Here is a 14321-nt window from a genome sequence, read left to right on the forward strand (position 1 = left end):
CCATCTCACCGTGGTCCATGGCCATGTCTTTCATGGTCAGCGTGGGCCGCGGGCGCCGCTGCGGGACGGGCGCCGTCATCCCCTCTCGGGGCGCCAGCGTGGCGCGGGCGAAGCCGCTGCGGTCGTTGGTCTCGGCCATCAGCGTGTAGGCCATGTCTTCCGTCGGCTGGACGACCACGTCGAAGGTCTCAGCCGTGCCGATTTGCAGTTCGTCCACCTCCACGGGTTGCACGTCCTGGCCGTCGGCTTGCACCACCGTGAGCGGCAGGCCGGGAATGCGCACGTTGAAGATGGTCATCGCCGAGGCGTTGATCAGGCGCAGGCGCACGCGTTCGCCGGGGGCGAAGAGGCCCGTCCAGTTCTCGTCCGCCGAGTGGCCGTTGATCAGGTAGGTGTAGGTGGCGGCGGTGACGTCGGCGATGTCCGTGGGGTTCATGCGCATCGCGCCCCACATGGTGCGCGAGGCGAAGGCGCGGTCGAAGCCTTGGCTCGAGGCGTCGGCGATGAAGTCGCCCACCGTGCGCTGCTGAAAGTTGTAGTTGTCACTCATCTTCTTCAGCTTGGCGAAGATGCGGTGGGGGTGTTCGAAGCTCCAGTCGGACAGGACGATGACCAGCTCGCGGTCGTAGTCGACGGCGTCGCCGCCGCGCGGCTCGATGACGATGGGGCCGTAGTGGCCCTGCTGCTCCTGCAGGCCCGAGTGGCTGTGGTACCAGTAGGTGCCCGCCTGGCGTATCGGAAAGCGATAGGTAAACGTCTCGCCGGGATCGATGCCGGGGAAAGACACGCCGGGTACGCCGTCCATCTGGAAGGGCAAGAGAAGGCCATGCCAGTGGATGGAGGTGGGCTCGTCGAGGGCGTTGGTCACGCGCAGGGTGACCTCATCGCCTTCACGCCAGCGCAGGAGCGGCGCGGGCAGCTGGCCGTTCACCAATACGGCATGGCCGCGGCGGCCGTCGATTCGCGGATGCGCCGAGGTGACGCGCAGGTCGAACTCCTGCCCGTCCAGGGCGCGCAGACCGCGAAGATCAGCGCCGTGGCCGCTGCGGGCCCACGCCGGCAGCGCCGCCAGGCTCGTCAGCCCCGCCACGCTCTGCAGCCATTGCCGTCTGTTCACCCGCGAATTCCTTGATACCCTATACCCGTAAGGGGTATAAACTAATCGAAGTACAACACGGAACTCAAGGACCCATGCACGAGAGCACACCCGCCACGATCAAGCGCCTGAAACGCATCGAAGGACAGGTGCGGGGCATCACGCGAATGCTGGAAGAGGAGCGCTACTGCATCGACGTGTTGCAGCAGCTGCAGGCGATCAAGGCCGCCCTGGGCAAGGTGGAGGACGCCGTGCTCAAGGATCACACCTCCACCTGCGTGGCGGCGGCGATCGCCTCAGGCGACGAGGACGAGCAACAGCGAAAGTTCGCCGAGCTGGTGGATCTGCTGGGGAAGTACCGCCGCTAGGGCAGCGCTGGCGCCGACCGGGGATTGCTCCTAGCCGGCGCCTCGCGGATCAGATGCGGGGACCCGCCGCGAGCACCGCCTCGCTCGCCTCAGACTCGAACTGGGCGAAGTTCTCGACGAACAGGCGCGCTAAGCGACGGGCCTGGGCGTCGTAGGCGTTGCCGTCGGCCCAGGTGTTGCGCGGGATCAGCACCTCGGCGGGCACCCCCTCGCACTGGGTGGGCACGTCGAAGCCGAACACCGGATCGGTCTGGGTGGGCGCACTCGAGAGCTCGCCCGAGTGGATGCCGTCGATGATCGCGCGGGTGTGCTTGATCGACATGCGGTGGCCCACGCCGTAGGCACCCGCCGTCCAGCCCGTGTTCACCAGCCAGGTCTCGGCGCCGAACTGCTGGATCTTCTCCGCCAGCATCTCCGCGTAGCGGGTGGGGTGCCAGACCAGGAACGGGGCGCCGAAGCACGCCGAGAAGGTGGCATCCGGCTCCGTCACACCCATCTCCGTGCCCGCCACCTTGGCCGTGTAGCCGCTGATGAAGTGGTACATGGCCTGCTCGGGCGTGAGCTTGGCCACCGGGGGCAGCACGCCGAAGGCGTCCGCCGTGAGCATGACGATGTTCTTCGGGTGGCCGCCGATGCAGGGCAGCTTGGCGTTCGGGATGTGCTCGATGGGGTAGGAGCAGCGGGTGTTCTGGGTGATGGAGACGTCGCCGTAGTCCACCTGACGGGAGAGTTCGTCGTAGCGGGTGTTCTCCAGCACGGCACCGAAGCGGATGGCGTTGTAGATCTCCGGCTCGTCTTCGGCGGAGAGGTCGATGGCCTTGGCGTAGCAGCCGCCCTCGATGTTGAAGACGCCCTGCTCGCTCCAGCAGTGCTCGTCGTCGCCAATAAGCTCGCGCTGGGGGTCGGCGGAGAGGGTCGTCTTACCCGTGCCCGAGAGGCCGAAGAAGATCGAGACGTCGCCGTCCGCGCCCTCGTTCGCCGAGCAGTGCATGCTGAGCACGCCGCGCTTCGGCATGAGGTAGTGCATGATCGTGAACACGCCCTTCTTCATCTCGCCGGCGTACTCCGTGCCGAGGATGACGAACTCGCGACGGGCGAAATGCAGGGCCACGGAGGTCTTGGACGTCATGCCCGTGGTGTAGCGGTTGGCCGAGAACTCGCCCGCGTTGAAGATGGTGTAGTCCGGCTCGCCGTAGTCCGCCAGCTCCTCCGGCGTGGGGCGGATGAGCATGTTGTGCATGAACAGGGCGTGGTAGGCGCGGGAGCAGATCACGCGCACCTTGATCCGGTAACGCGGGTCCCAGCCGGCGAAGCCGTCGACCACGTAGAGGCGCTGGCGCGTGTTGAGGTAATCCAGGGCGCGCTCGCGGTTCACCATGAAGGAGTGCTCGTCGAGCTCGATGTTCACCGAGCCCCACCAGACCTCGTCCTTCGAGCCTGGCTCCAGCACCACGCGCTTGTCCTTCGGGCTGCGGCCGGTCTTCTCGCCGGACAGGGCGACCAGGGCCCCCGCCGAGGTGATGGCGCTGCCCGGCTCGTTGCGCAGGGCCTGCTCGTAAAGCACCGCCGGCGCCGCGTTGTGCAGCACGTGATCGACGTGAATCTCGTAGGCCTCGAGGGGATTGGCGCTCATGTTCTTATGCCCTTCGGATCGGTGAGGTGGATAAGGTTACACCTGAAACTACACAGCGAAAAGTGATGGCGAGAGAAACTCCCAGGAATTCAAGGACCATCAGTTTTCGTTTGGCGACGGAAGGCTGCGCAAGGGTGCCGACTTGCGCAGCGCCGCGGGCGCGGGGCGCCTAACCGAAGGGGTAAACGCCGATGAACGCGAGGTGCGCCCAGAAGGCGAAGCCCGCGTAGGCCGCGAGGCCCACCACTACCAGGATGATGTCGTTCATGCCACTCGCCGGCGCCGCCAACACCGGCTCGCGCACCGGCCGACGCTTCAGCGAGATTCGATCTACCACCGCCCAGGCCAGGAAGGAGCCGAAGAGCAGCAGGTCCGGCAGGGCGCTGTTCACCAGGAGGTGCGAGAAGGCCCAGGCCTTCACCGCCACCAGCTGCGGGTGCTTCAGCGCCGTCTTGATGCGGCCCGGGAAGTACGGCGCCAGGAAGAAGATGAACACCGGCAGCATCAGCAGCGCCACCAGGTGGCGGAGGAAGCCCGGCGTGGGCCACAGGGGTGGGTACGCCATGCGGGCCTCGCCGTAGCCCGCGATGATCATCAGGAGGCCCACCAGGGAGAGCACGCCGTAGCCCGCTTTGAAGAGCACCGCGTTGCGCGCCACCATCGCGTCGCGCCAAGGCAAGGCGAAGATCGACACCGAGTGCACGCCGAGAAAGAGCACCAGTCCAATTACCAAGATCGTCATGAGCGGAGTCCGTTTCCTGAGGGCCGTTGGATCCCGAGTCTAGCCGCCGCGAAGCGCCCCAACCACCGTGGTCAACCGTTATTCAGGCCGCCCCATCGCCCGCACGTAGAACGCAATCGCTATCAGGGAGCACACCGCCGCCACCAGGAACGGCGAACCCGGCAGGGACAGCACCGGATCCACCCCCGAGGACAGGGTGAAGAGCCCGTTATATAGGAGTGGCGCCAGGATCATCGCGATGCTCGTGAGCGCCGACAGCCCACCCTGCAGCTCGCCCTGGGCGTCCGCCGGCACGCGCGCCGAGAGCTCCTGGCGGATCGCCGGGTCCTGCATCGCCGAGAACAGGGAGGTAGTGATCATGGCGTACACCACCCACCCCACCGACGCGAGGCCAATGCCCGTGAGCGCCAGCGCCTCCACCAGCAGGGACGCCCACACCGCTACGTGCAAGCTGATCCGCGGTAACACCAGCTGCAGCACCAGGGCCTGCGCCACGAAGGCGATCACCCCGTAGTAGGCGATGGACCAGCCGATCTCCCCCTCCGTCCAGGCGAACTTCGCCGTCGCCACGTAGGACCACACCGTCGGGTACACCCACGTGGACAAGGTGGCCAGGAAGAACACCGGCAGCAAGCGCCCCACCCCCGGCAGGCGGGTGAGGCTCCAGATCGTGCCCACTGTGTTCGCGCGGGCCCAGCTGAAGGCGCGGCGCCGATCCGCCGGCAGGGACTCGCGGACCACGAAGGCGCCAAAGACCGCATTCGCCCCCGCCACCGCCGCACCGGCGAAGAACGGGAGGCGCGTGTCGATGTCCCCCAGCGCCCCGCCGATGGCGGGACCGAAGATGAAGCCTGCGCCGAAAGCCGCGCCGATCATGGCGAAGCGCTGGGCGCGCCTTTCCGGCGGGGTCACGTCCGCCACGTAGGCCGCCGTGGTGGAGAAGGTGGACGCGAAGATGCCGGCGATAGCGCGGACGATGATGAACATCCAGAGAGCGTTGACGACGGCCAGGAGCAGCATGTCCGCCGCGAAGGCGATGAGGGAGAGGAGCAGGATCGGGCGGCGGCCGTAGCGGTCTGAGAGGGCGCCGACGATGGGGGAGAAGATGAACTGCATAAGGGCGTAGCTGAGGAGGGCTATGCCGCCCCAGAAAGCTGCGTCGGAGATGTCGCCACCGGAGAGTTCCTCGAGGAGAGCCGGCATGACGGGGGTGGTCAGGCCCATGCCCATGGAGTTGATGAAGGCGGTGGCGAGGAGGAAGACGATGGCGCCTTGTTGTTGGGGGGCGGGTTGGGGCTCCTCTGCGGCTGGGTCGGTGGCGTTGAGGGTGGTCACTCGGCGGGGCTCCGGTCGCGTTGGGCGGTGCGGGGTTGCGCTTGGGGTCTCGGGCCAGGCGGCTGGCGCGAGGGGGTTGGGGCCCAGGGAGCTTACTAGGAAATCGGCGTGGGAGCGTCTCGGGTGGGCGCGACTGGGGCTCGGTTGCTCTAGTTTTGGATGGGTTTCGGGAGAGGCCATGCGGCTGCCCTGCCCCGTCCTTGCTCTCGCGGATCACCAACCACAGCGTTTGGGCTGCTTTCGGGGATATGTCGCGGCTGCGACGTTTGCTCGCCCGTGCTCTGCCGAACGAGCGGTGATAAGAGCTGGTCACCCGCGATCAGATCACCTTCCCAGACGCGGTGGCTCACAAGCTGAACACGAGACCAAGAGAGACTTTAGGATTTTGTACGCCGGCAGAAGAACTAGCGCGGGTGTTGCAGTGACCGCTTTACCTCGCAATCCTAGCTGTTTGGACGCGCGATACGCCTGCGCCGCCCACCCCGATCGCTAAGCAAAGCAATTGAGCCTAGCTTGAGGGAGCTTGCGGCGTAAGCCTGCCTAGACAGGCGCGGCAGCTAGCGCATTATGGACGTCAGGAGAAAACGTCATCGACCAGGCTGTGTTCATCCTCTGGCACACCTCCAAAACGGAGGAAGACCCCAAGTTGATAGGCGCCTACTCGTCCCAAGACGAGGCGATATCTGCTAGAGAACTGGCACTGCTGTTGCCCGGGTTCTCCGATACAGATAACGGACAGTTCACCATTGATCGGTACCAGCTCAACGTGGACCATTGGACTGAAGGATTCGTCGATGGCCAGCGGTGAGCATGCTGCATCTCAACAGCGTGGCATCAGGGGCTGGTCTTGAGCGACTCGGTGCATGGGGATCACAGTGAGAATCTCGACCGAACGCATGCGCGGCGAGAGACTTTGGCCGTCGCGCCTCGGGCGTGGTGAGTTCGCAGGCGGAAGACCGCTTTGCTGGTGATCTTCATGGCGCTGATCGCCCTCACCCTGCAAAGCTTGTTGCTTCTCGGCATCGGGACCTTCGTGATCCAATTCCTCGAGCTCTTGGCGGACATCCAGGCCACAGGGACGGGGGATCCAAGGGTCGTCGCTGGTGGCATCAGCCAGGCATTGGTGCCCATGCTCATCACAGCCGTGCCCGGCGCCCTTGGGTTGGCGCTCAATCTTGCGCTGATTTGGGGCTCTCGCCTGCGCGCCCGCTGGTACTTCTGGGCGTCGTTGTTGCTGGGATCCCTCCACGTGGTGGTATGGGGTGCGACCAGCTTGGCGCTGCTGAAGTTGGGGGCGGGGCTGACGCTCATAGGTGTCGCCATGCTCCTCTCGACGGGGATCAGTGCGACCTTGGTGGGGGCACTCATCCGCAAGCGCCATGAGTTTTTCGCCGCCAGCGGCAATTCGGCACAGGCATGAGCACGCCCTGGAGCAAGAGTACGACCTCCTGGTGAACTTCCGAGAGGCGCCAGCGTCGCCAAGATCGGCTCAGGAGTCGGTACTCTAGTGGACATCGAGGCTCACCCCGAACGACGCGACTGGCCACTAACCGCAATCACTCCAGCACCACACTGCGTAGCTTCTTCGCTGGATTGGATTGCACGGCGCTTTGGTTGAGGGTTGATTGGGCCAGGCCAGCTGTGGGTTGGCGACATCACGTCTCTGATGGGGAACCCGGCATCGGCGGGGCCCTGCGTATGGAAGCAGACCGCATCGGGGGATAGGGACACGGCATTGGAAGCAATATCTGCAGGTACGGACACGCGGTTCTTCCGCCTGTTCGCATGGACGATCCTCGCGTTCGTCATCGTCGCCTTCGGCGCCAAGGCCCTCTTCGACACGAAGGACCTGCCGCCCATCACTCTCATGCACCACTTCCATGCAGTGACCATGGGCAGCTGGTTCGTGCTGTGTGCGGTGCAGGCATCGTTGATCGCGCGCGGCAAGGGCAGCCTCCACCGGACCCTGGGACGGCTGAGCCCGCTGCTGGTGATCGCCTTCGTCTCATTTGCAGCGGTGATCTCGAAGCTGAACTGGGGACGGGTGGGAGAGCCCCTCATCGTCACCGCCAACTCGATCAACGTGCTCATGTTCTTAGGCTTTTACCTCACCGCCATCCTGAGCCATCGGCACACGGCCACCCATCGACGGCTCATGATGTTCGCGTCGCTGGCGCTGATCGGCCCGGCGGCGGGCCGCATCCCGGAGACCCTCGATGCCAACATCTTCCTGGCCCTGCCCATCTCTCTGGTCTTCATCTTCACGCCTCTGGCCTACGATGGCCTCGTCAGAAAGCGGATTCACCGGGCGACCGGGGTGGGCACCTTGCTGCTGGTGCTGACTACGCCCGCCATCGTGCTGTTGAGCGAGTCGCCGGAGTGGATCGCGTTGCTCGAATCGATGCTGGGACCCCAGGGGCCGCAAGGGTCAGGAGGATGAACGCTTAGGCCAGCCGCGGCGGGGCGATGGAGGGGGACGGGCGAGCTTATTGCAGTTAGCGGCTGTGTTGGGTTTTGGGGGTTGCACCGGCTACACACCAGGCAGGGCGGGAATCTCCTCAGCCGGGTAGCTGCCCCCGGCGGCGCCAGTAGCCGCTCCTTAGCGCTCAGTCAGTCTCCCTCACAAGAACGGGTCGGGAGTGGGATCTGGCTGCCCGCGAGAGACAGGACTCTCTCCACAACCTCACGGAAGTCCTCGGCGAATTCGGTGGACCTCAAGGCCCAGAACTCAGCGAAGAACGGGAGACGATAGACTCCGTTGTTTCCGAGCGGGATAAATGTAGATGTATCTAGGAGTCCCAGTTCGATCTGGCGAAATCGGTTCTCGTCCGCACGAAGCTTGGCTTGGATGAACCAGGTGAGAACTCGCTGCTGATCCGGCCGCACTTGGTCAGAGTTCCCGGTACTCATCGAGGCTTGTACCGACGCAAGTCCGGATGCGGTACGCGCGGTGATTGCGTGGCTGAACTCGCTAGGTATCGAGACACACGTTCTGAACCTGAATTCAGCCTTCGCGAGAGTGCGTTGTCGTAGCTCAGAGGGCACCCGTTAATCCCATACCCACACAAGGGGTATAGTGGTGAATGGCTAGGATGTGGTCCGCTGCGAACACCGCCCAACCATGAGCAGCAGCTGTGGCTATGCATCGGTATCAACTGTCGCAAGTAGGCCGTCTTTGATAGACATGTTCGGAAGATTGATGGTTTTGGGAGTGTCCGCCGTCGTGACTGGCGCAGTTAGCGTAATGGTCGTCCTCTTGTACCGCGATGGGGGCACTCAAACGACCAATCACAGAGAGGTCCCCGCTAGCTACGATCCGTTCGATTTCGTGGGCGGACAGGACTACCGAGACTCCCTTTACGCCGCGGCCCAGCAGAAGCCAGCGCTAAGCCCCCGTGCTAGTGGCGAGACCCTGCGCCTGCTCTGGATGCCACCGTTTCGCGATTTGCTACTGGTGCGAGTGGATTGCTCCCAGCGTTGCCTTGTGTCATCGACGACTATCGCTGCGGATCTCATGTCGGGTGAACCCGCTACGGTGCGGAACGAATTCAGTGGAGTACTTGATAGCCGAGTGGGCGATAAGCTCAGAGCGCTTTCGCAAGCGGCTACGACGTGGGGGGCTGAGATCTCAGCTCAAGGCCCACAAGTAGATGGCGAAATCTATATTCTCGAGAGATCCTCGCCAGCCGGGGTTCTGAGATGGGTGCTGGACGGTAGCTGCGGAGACACCGCCGAATGCCCACAGTCCGGCGCTCTGGTTAGGGAACTGATGCGCCAGTCCGCTCTGGCACCAAACGCAGAGGCATACGCTCTTGCGAGCGACACTTAACCCGCCGCAGCAACCGACGGCTGAGCATTAGGCGGCACGGATGCGTGTTGCGCTGACTACGATTGTGCTGTTTGCTGGACTTGGCGTGCTCGCGGGAATAGTCAATAGGCTAGTTTGCCCGCGTGTGTCCGTTACCCCAACGAGCTTCGTCGAAGAGATGGAAAGCGCGGTTGCGGTAGGGTCGCCTGCAGCCGCTATTGAGGACTACCTAAAGCAGCACTCGATCGATTTCAGTTTCGACGAGTTTCAGTCTCGCTACCAAGCCATCATTCGCCACCCTACGTCGAATTGTCACGCTGTTGTGATTTACGTCTATACGGGCGCGGAGCGTGCGTTTGATCGAGTCGAGGCAGAGGACGCCTTCACTCTCCTGTGAAGACGAGGATAGCGCGCTAGAGGTATTGTGCTGCTGTGAAGCGATACGTCATCGACGGTACGCACTTCCAAACTCTTGAAGAGTTTTGGTCGCACTTCCAGTCTGAGGTACTGGGAGGTCAGCACTGGGGTCGCAACCTCGATGCCTTCAGCGACGTGCTCCGAGGCGGCTTCGGTACTCCCGAAGAAGGGTTTATTCTAGAGTGGCGAAACTCGGAGCACTCCCGTCAAACCCTGGGTTATACAGAGACAATCCGGCAGCTCAGGAAGCGGCTCGAGTGCTGTCACCCGAGCGCTACCGCCAAGGCTCGAACGGCAATAGCGGCTGCGGAGCGCGGCGAAGGCCCGACGGTTTTCGACTGGCTGGTCGAGATCCTCAAGATGCATGAGCTCGGTGGTGGGGAGGGTGGAAGCCGTGTTGAGTTGGTTTTGCTTTAGGTCGCAACAGAACCAGGACAGCAGTCTTCGATGCAGCCGAACCCGGGGCTGTTGTTGAGCTTGAGCATTGCGCTGTGGCGAGCAGTGGACTACCGCACGACAGTTCGAGTGCTCGAGCAACTCCCTTCTCTGTCGAAGTCCCAGCAGCGAAAGTTGGAAATTGCTCGAACCCGCCAGCATCGTCGGCGACGATGACTGACCGCCTACTGTCAAAGCCGTGGGCGCAAATCATGGCGCACTATGAGTCCGCACCGAGGGATGGCGCTTACCAAGCGTTGCGCGCGCTGGTTGAGCGGATCAGCGGTTCGGAGCTCGTGTCGGGGCTCCACGGATGGACCTCCATGCACGACCTTTGCCTTACGCAGGCCCTCGCTTACTATCCATACAGCGGTCCCTATCTGCGAATCCGCGCGGTGAACGCCATGGAACTTGAGTTCCGCTACATCGACACGCCGTGTGAGTCCGAGCAGTGGGCACGGACGGTGCCCGCGGAGCAAGCATGGGGTAGGTTCCTGAGCTTCCTGGAGCAGCTTTCTTGGTTTACGGAGCTGGGCGTCGATCGGGTGACTCCTCGAGGAGACATGAGCGAGAGCTGACTCCGTCGCGTTGCGGCCTAACAACAGTCGCCTTCGGCGCAGCTGAGCGAAGTCTTTCGGCGATATGAGCGAGCGATTTAGAGACACCGGTGAGAGGGCCCACTCCTTTGCGGAAGAGGCCCTGCTGGTATTTCCACGGTGCGATGGATGTGCGGTTTCGCGCCAGCTCGACACCGATGCATCCACCGATTGGTTTTCGCCGCGACGACTGACCTGCACCCAGTGTGCGTACACAGCTCGCTGGAACGCCCGCTCGATCGCTCGGGGCTGGTATCACGCAGTCGACGATCACTTCGAATTGCCGCTCTGGCTGCAGACCGCATGCTGCGGCTCCACGCTGTGGGCCTACAACGGGGCCCACCTTCAGTTCATTGAAGATCTCGTTACAGCTCGGCTACGGGAGCGTGCTCGAGGGGCGAATGCCGATGGCTGGATGAACCGTTCTCTAGCCAGTAGATTCCCGAGATGGGTAAAGTCCGCAAAGAACCGAGATGCAGTTCTCGATGCTGTTTCGCAGCTGAGAAGGCGATTGCCGAACTGAAGCGAGCCGCTACGACGCGCCATGAAACCAATAGTGATTCTCCTACTTCTTGCGCTTTTTCTACTCGTATCGGTGGGCGCCTGGTTACGCTCCGCCGGCACTCGCTCCTCCACTGTCGTACTGGGGAAAGCACTAGCGGATGCTCAGGCTGAAGAAGAGAAGCGTCTGGCCACCAATCCCGGCCCTTCCCCGCTCGCGGGACTGACCTACAGGGATCTTCCTGATGGCGCGAGCCTCTTTCGCCTCTCACGCGATCGTGTCGATACTGAGATTCAGCTCCGAGTGGAGGAATTTCGGGCCCTCTCGGCTGAGGGACGTCGGCGCTTCACGGAACGCCTTAGCATCGAAGACCAGTACTCCCTGATTCAGCTTGCAAAGCGCAGCGCCGTGTTCGCCCTCAGAGAGAGGTCGACCGAGCCTTGCCGCATTGGGCTGAACGCTCTCGCCGCACTCGACCTTGCTCGAATGGATCCGAGAGACGTCACCTGGGCGGCAGCCGTTCTTGGCTTTGCGCTCACCGAGTTGGCCGCCGATCGCGATCAGCTTTACGACGAGTCAATAGCATTGGCACTCCCTGCGATGGCGGAGCACCTCACAGCGATCCGTGAGGCTCATCGCGAGGGTGTGTCCCTGCAGGATTGGGGCTACCGTGTCGTGAAAACGAGCGATGGCCCCGCTCTAGTCGAGACTGGCTATGATGACTACGCTCCCGGTATCGATCTGCTAGCGGTTGCGGTCCGTGGGTGTGATGAACTCGCATCGGAGCGATACCCTCGTGTCGCCTTCGAAGTGGCCACGGCTATCCCAGAAGTTTGGTTTGGTACGCAAGATCCGCACCTGAGTGAGACCTTGCAGAGGAGCACTGGCACCGCCCTCGTCCGCCGGTCATCAACCGGGAGCGGCGAGGACTCGCTGGACAAGCAGCTGAATTTGTTGTTCATAGCGGAGTTCCCGAGCGAGGAAGATGCTGAGTGGCTCGCCGCTAGAGCACCGCGCGAGGTCCCGGGACAGTCGGCAACGGTCGCGTTCTCCTCAGGGAGAATCTTGGTGGTCATGGTATCCGGATCGTACGAGGCGGGCGTACCGGCGGCGGAAACGGTCGGGTCTCTCACATCGGCAATGGACCGTGTAAGGCACGCTGTGGTCCATTCCCCGATCGCGGGTTCGCCCTAATGCCTGCAGTGCGCAAGTCATGCCAGCAAGCCACCAGGCGCACAACTGAGATAGGACGTTGCCCTACCTGAGAGAAGTGATACTCAAGCGCTCCGAAGTGCCCAGCTTCGAAGAGTACCCCTTCAATATCCCCGCGATCCGTGCGTTGGAGTCTCTCCGCTTCCCGAGTCCCGTCACGGTTATCGTCGGCGAGAACGGCAGCGGTAAGTCCACGCTACTAGAGGCAATAGCGGTCCTTCTGGGTTTCAATCCGGAGGGCGGCACTCGCAACTTCAGTTTCAGCACTCGTGCATCCCATTCGAGCCTGTTCGAGTACCTCCGTCCGGTCCGATCGCCCAGACGATGTCGTGATGGGTTCTTTCTTCGAGCGGAGAGCTACTTCAACGTGGCTACCAACATCGAAGAACTCGATCGGGAACCTGCCAACGGCCCGCCCATCATCAACTCCTATGGTGGGGCCTCGTTGCACGAGCAGTCGCACGGTGAATCCTTCTTGGCGCTCATGCTCGAGCGCTTCGGCGGTACCGGGCTCTACATCCTGGACGAGCCAGAGGCCGCGTTGTCGCCTACTCGGCAGTTGGCGGTCCTGCGCCGTATGCGGGAGCTTGTAGCGCTGAACTCGCAGTTCCTTATTGCAACGCACTCCCCAATTCTGATGGGCTATCCGGGCAGCACGATATATCAGCTGGACGCTGGCGGGTTCTCGGAGGTCGCGTATACCGATACCGAACACTACGCTGTGACGAAGTCTTTCCTTGACGCCCCCGAGCGCTTGCTCGGCGAGCTGTTCAGCGATGAGTAGACACGTGGCCGAACCAACCGAAGACGTGAACTGCTGGCAGAGCGCAGCACTCCTGCGCTGATGACCAAGTGAAACGTATTGTAAGGGTGTCTGCCCTCTGCATCGCACTAGGTGTGGTCAGTGCCGCAGGCTTTACCTCTATCGCCTGGCTCCTTCCTGCTCAAGTCGCGACGGAAGAAATCCTCGCATCCTCTCCCCTTGAGCACCGCGGGCTCCCTGAGCCCGTCTATGCCCTCGCCAAGTTACAGGAGGGCAAGAAGGGCATTCGATATTGGGTCGCTTACCAAAGGGCAGCGGGCCCGGAGAACAAGCCAGAAGGTAGTCTTGAGCGGCTTATCAAAACGCCGGTCTGGTCGGCATTCCTGGGTCTACGGTATTCTGATGAAGAGATCTTCGCGCTTTGGTGTCACTACTACTTCTTCATTGGCCAAGACGGACGGACAGTAGACGGACTAGGCACGGTGGCACGGACGATTTATGGGGCTGAGCTGGCCGAACTCCGCCTTCATGACGCGGCTCGGCTCGTTACGACGATCCGCAGTCCGAGCCTCTACGCGAGTAGTCAAGCGAGGTTAGAAGAGGATGTTGCGAAGTTGCTTGCCGAGTATGGTGCTCGCGAATGATGACTGCTTTGCCTAGGGCCTGTAGCGCGTACGGATCAATTCGCCGCAGTGGCTATTGCAGCGCTGGCGCCTAGAACGCGTGTTGCTGGAATGGGCGCTTCGAGATTTCAAAGGCGGCTAGAGCATGTGCGACGCGCCCTCCGTTACTGGGATCCGATTGGCGTCATCGAGGACAGAGTCGATGGGGCAGCGCCAGGGGACGATGAGTACGACTCATACGCCATCGGGTTACTCACGCAGCTCCAGAACGGTGCCGACGCCTACAAGCTATCCAGACACTTCTCGTCTCTGCGAACCCGCTCCATGAGTTTCGGCAACCCGGAGCCCACGGAGCACGAGGTCGTTCTCGCGGAAAAGCTGATTGCCTGGCGGGAGTCCAACTATGGGGCTGCGCCAGACTTCAGCTTCGATCGATATTCGATCTGACCTGGCGTAGCAGCTGATGCCGAGCATTGACTCCGTGCCAGCTCGCGCCGGCAGCCGTCTCGGGTATCAGCAGCCAGTGTAACCAGGGAGGGCACGCAATTGGGGCTGCGAAGGAGAACCACCCGACTGAGCTTTGCACTGCTCATCCCAGCGCTCGCGTATGTCGGCGTCACTGCCGATCTTTTGGCGCCCAACGTAGGCCTGATCGCACAGGTCGCGCTTGCGTCCGGAGGGGCTGGCCTCTTCGCAGGAATCGCCATCCTGTGGGCGCGTGGGAACTAGGATCGCCTTGAAATAGCAGCTGAGATTCAACGAATCGCAGATCATTCGCCAGTACAGAGGTG

General features: G+C 62.6%; 13 protein-coding genes. 9 read left to right on the forward strand and 4 right to left on the reverse strand.

Annotated features, from left to right (window positions below; translation table 11 throughout):
• A partial coding sequence (locus AAF184_11655) for a copper resistance system multicopper oxidase (protein ID MEO0422986.1) occupies positions 1-1117 on the reverse strand: 1117 nt, incomplete at its 3' end.
• Positions 1118-1191: 74 nt separating this feature from the next.
• Here AAF184_11655 and AAF184_11660 point away from each other — a divergent pair.
• A complete protein-coding gene (locus AAF184_11660) occupies positions 1192-1464 on the forward strand; it encodes a metal-sensitive transcriptional regulator (GenBank protein ID MEO0422987.1) in 273 nt (90 codons plus the stop codon).
• 49 nt (positions 1465-1513) lie between these two features.
• Here AAF184_11660 and pckA read toward each other — a convergent pair whose 3' ends face one another.
• The 3 genes from pckA to AAF184_11675 form a co-directional block, all read right to left on the reverse strand.
• Positions 1514-3097, reverse strand: coding sequence for a phosphoenolpyruvate carboxykinase (ATP) (gene pckA / locus AAF184_11665; protein ID MEO0422988.1), 1584 nt, complete (start codon positions 3095-3097; stop codon positions 1514-1516).
• Positions 3098-3266: 169 nt separating this feature from the next.
• A complete protein-coding gene (locus tag AAF184_11670; protein ID MEO0422989.1) occupies positions 3267-3839 on the reverse strand; it encodes an NnrU family protein in 573 nt (190 codons plus the stop codon).
• A gap of 78 nt (positions 3840-3917) precedes the next feature.
• Positions 3918-5174, reverse strand: a complete 1257-nt coding sequence (locus AAF184_11675; protein MEO0422990.1) for an MFS transporter — start codon at positions 5172-5174, stop codon at positions 3918-3920.
• Positions 5175-6135: 961 nt separating this feature from the next.
• Here AAF184_11675 and AAF184_11680 point away from each other — a divergent pair.
• From AAF184_11680 to AAF184_11715, 8 genes are all read left to right on the forward strand, one after another.
• Positions 6136-6594, forward strand: a complete 459-nt coding sequence (locus AAF184_11680; GenBank protein ID MEO0422991.1) for a hypothetical protein — start codon at positions 6136-6138, stop codon at positions 6592-6594.
• A gap of 315 nt (positions 6595-6909) precedes the next feature.
• Complete coding sequence (locus AAF184_11685) at positions 6910-7614, forward strand: hypothetical protein (GenBank protein ID MEO0422992.1); 705 nt, start codon at positions 6910-6912, stop codon at positions 7612-7614.
• Positions 7615-9414: 1800 nt separating this feature from the next.
• The gene (locus tag AAF184_11690) at positions 9415-9816 is read left to right on the forward strand and encodes a barstar family protein (GenBank protein ID MEO0422993.1); all 402 of its coding nucleotides are present in this window, start codon (positions 9415-9417) and stop codon (positions 9814-9816) included.
• 341 nt (positions 9817-10157) lie between these two features.
• Entirely contained in the window at positions 10158-10412 is a 255-nt protein-coding gene (locus AAF184_11695; GenBank protein MEO0422994.1) for a hypothetical protein, read from the forward strand.
• 562 nt (positions 10413-10974) lie between these two features.
• Entirely contained in the window at positions 10975-12126 is a 1152-nt protein-coding gene (locus AAF184_11700; protein ID MEO0422995.1) for a hypothetical protein, read from the forward strand.
• 58 nt (positions 12127-12184) lie between these two features.
• Entirely contained in the window at positions 12185-12928 is a 744-nt protein-coding gene (locus tag AAF184_11705) for an AAA family ATPase (GenBank protein ID MEO0422996.1), read from the forward strand.
• 68 nt (positions 12929-12996) lie between these two features.
• A complete protein-coding gene (locus AAF184_11710) occupies positions 12997-13551 on the forward strand; it encodes a hypothetical protein (GenBank protein ID MEO0422997.1) in 555 nt (184 codons plus the stop codon).
• Between the two features lie 126 nt (positions 13552-13677).
• Positions 13678-13977 (forward strand): hypothetical protein, encoded by a 300-nt coding sequence (locus tag AAF184_11715; protein MEO0422998.1) that lies wholly within the window; start codon positions 13678-13680, stop codon positions 13975-13977.
• The last annotated feature ends 344 nt before the right edge of the window (positions 13978-14321 follow it).

This window comes from Pseudomonadota bacterium (assembly GCA_039815145.1).
Classification (GTDB): Bacteria; Pseudomonadota; Gammaproteobacteria; order Steroidobacterales; family JBCBZW01; genus JBCBZW01.

Coding starts and splice junctions, on each gene's coding strand:
- AAF184_11670 (MEO0422989.1), bottom strand. CDS start 3,839: ATGACGATCTTGGTAATTGGACTGGTGCTCTTTCTCGGCGTGCACTCG.
- pckA (MEO0422988.1), bottom strand. CDS start 3,097: ATGAGCGCCAATCCCCTCGAGGCCTACGAGATTCACGTCGATCACGTG.
- AAF184_11660 (MEO0422987.1), top strand. CDS start 1,192: ATGCACGAGAGCACACCCGCCACGATCAAGCGCCTGAAACGCATCGAA.
- AAF184_11700 (MEO0422995.1), top strand. CDS start 10,975: ATGAAACCAATAGTGATTCTCCTACTTCTTGCGCTTTTTCTACTCGTA.
- AAF184_11695 (MEO0422994.1), top strand. CDS start 10,158: ATGCACGACCTTTGCCTTACGCAGGCCCTCGCTTACTATCCATACAGC.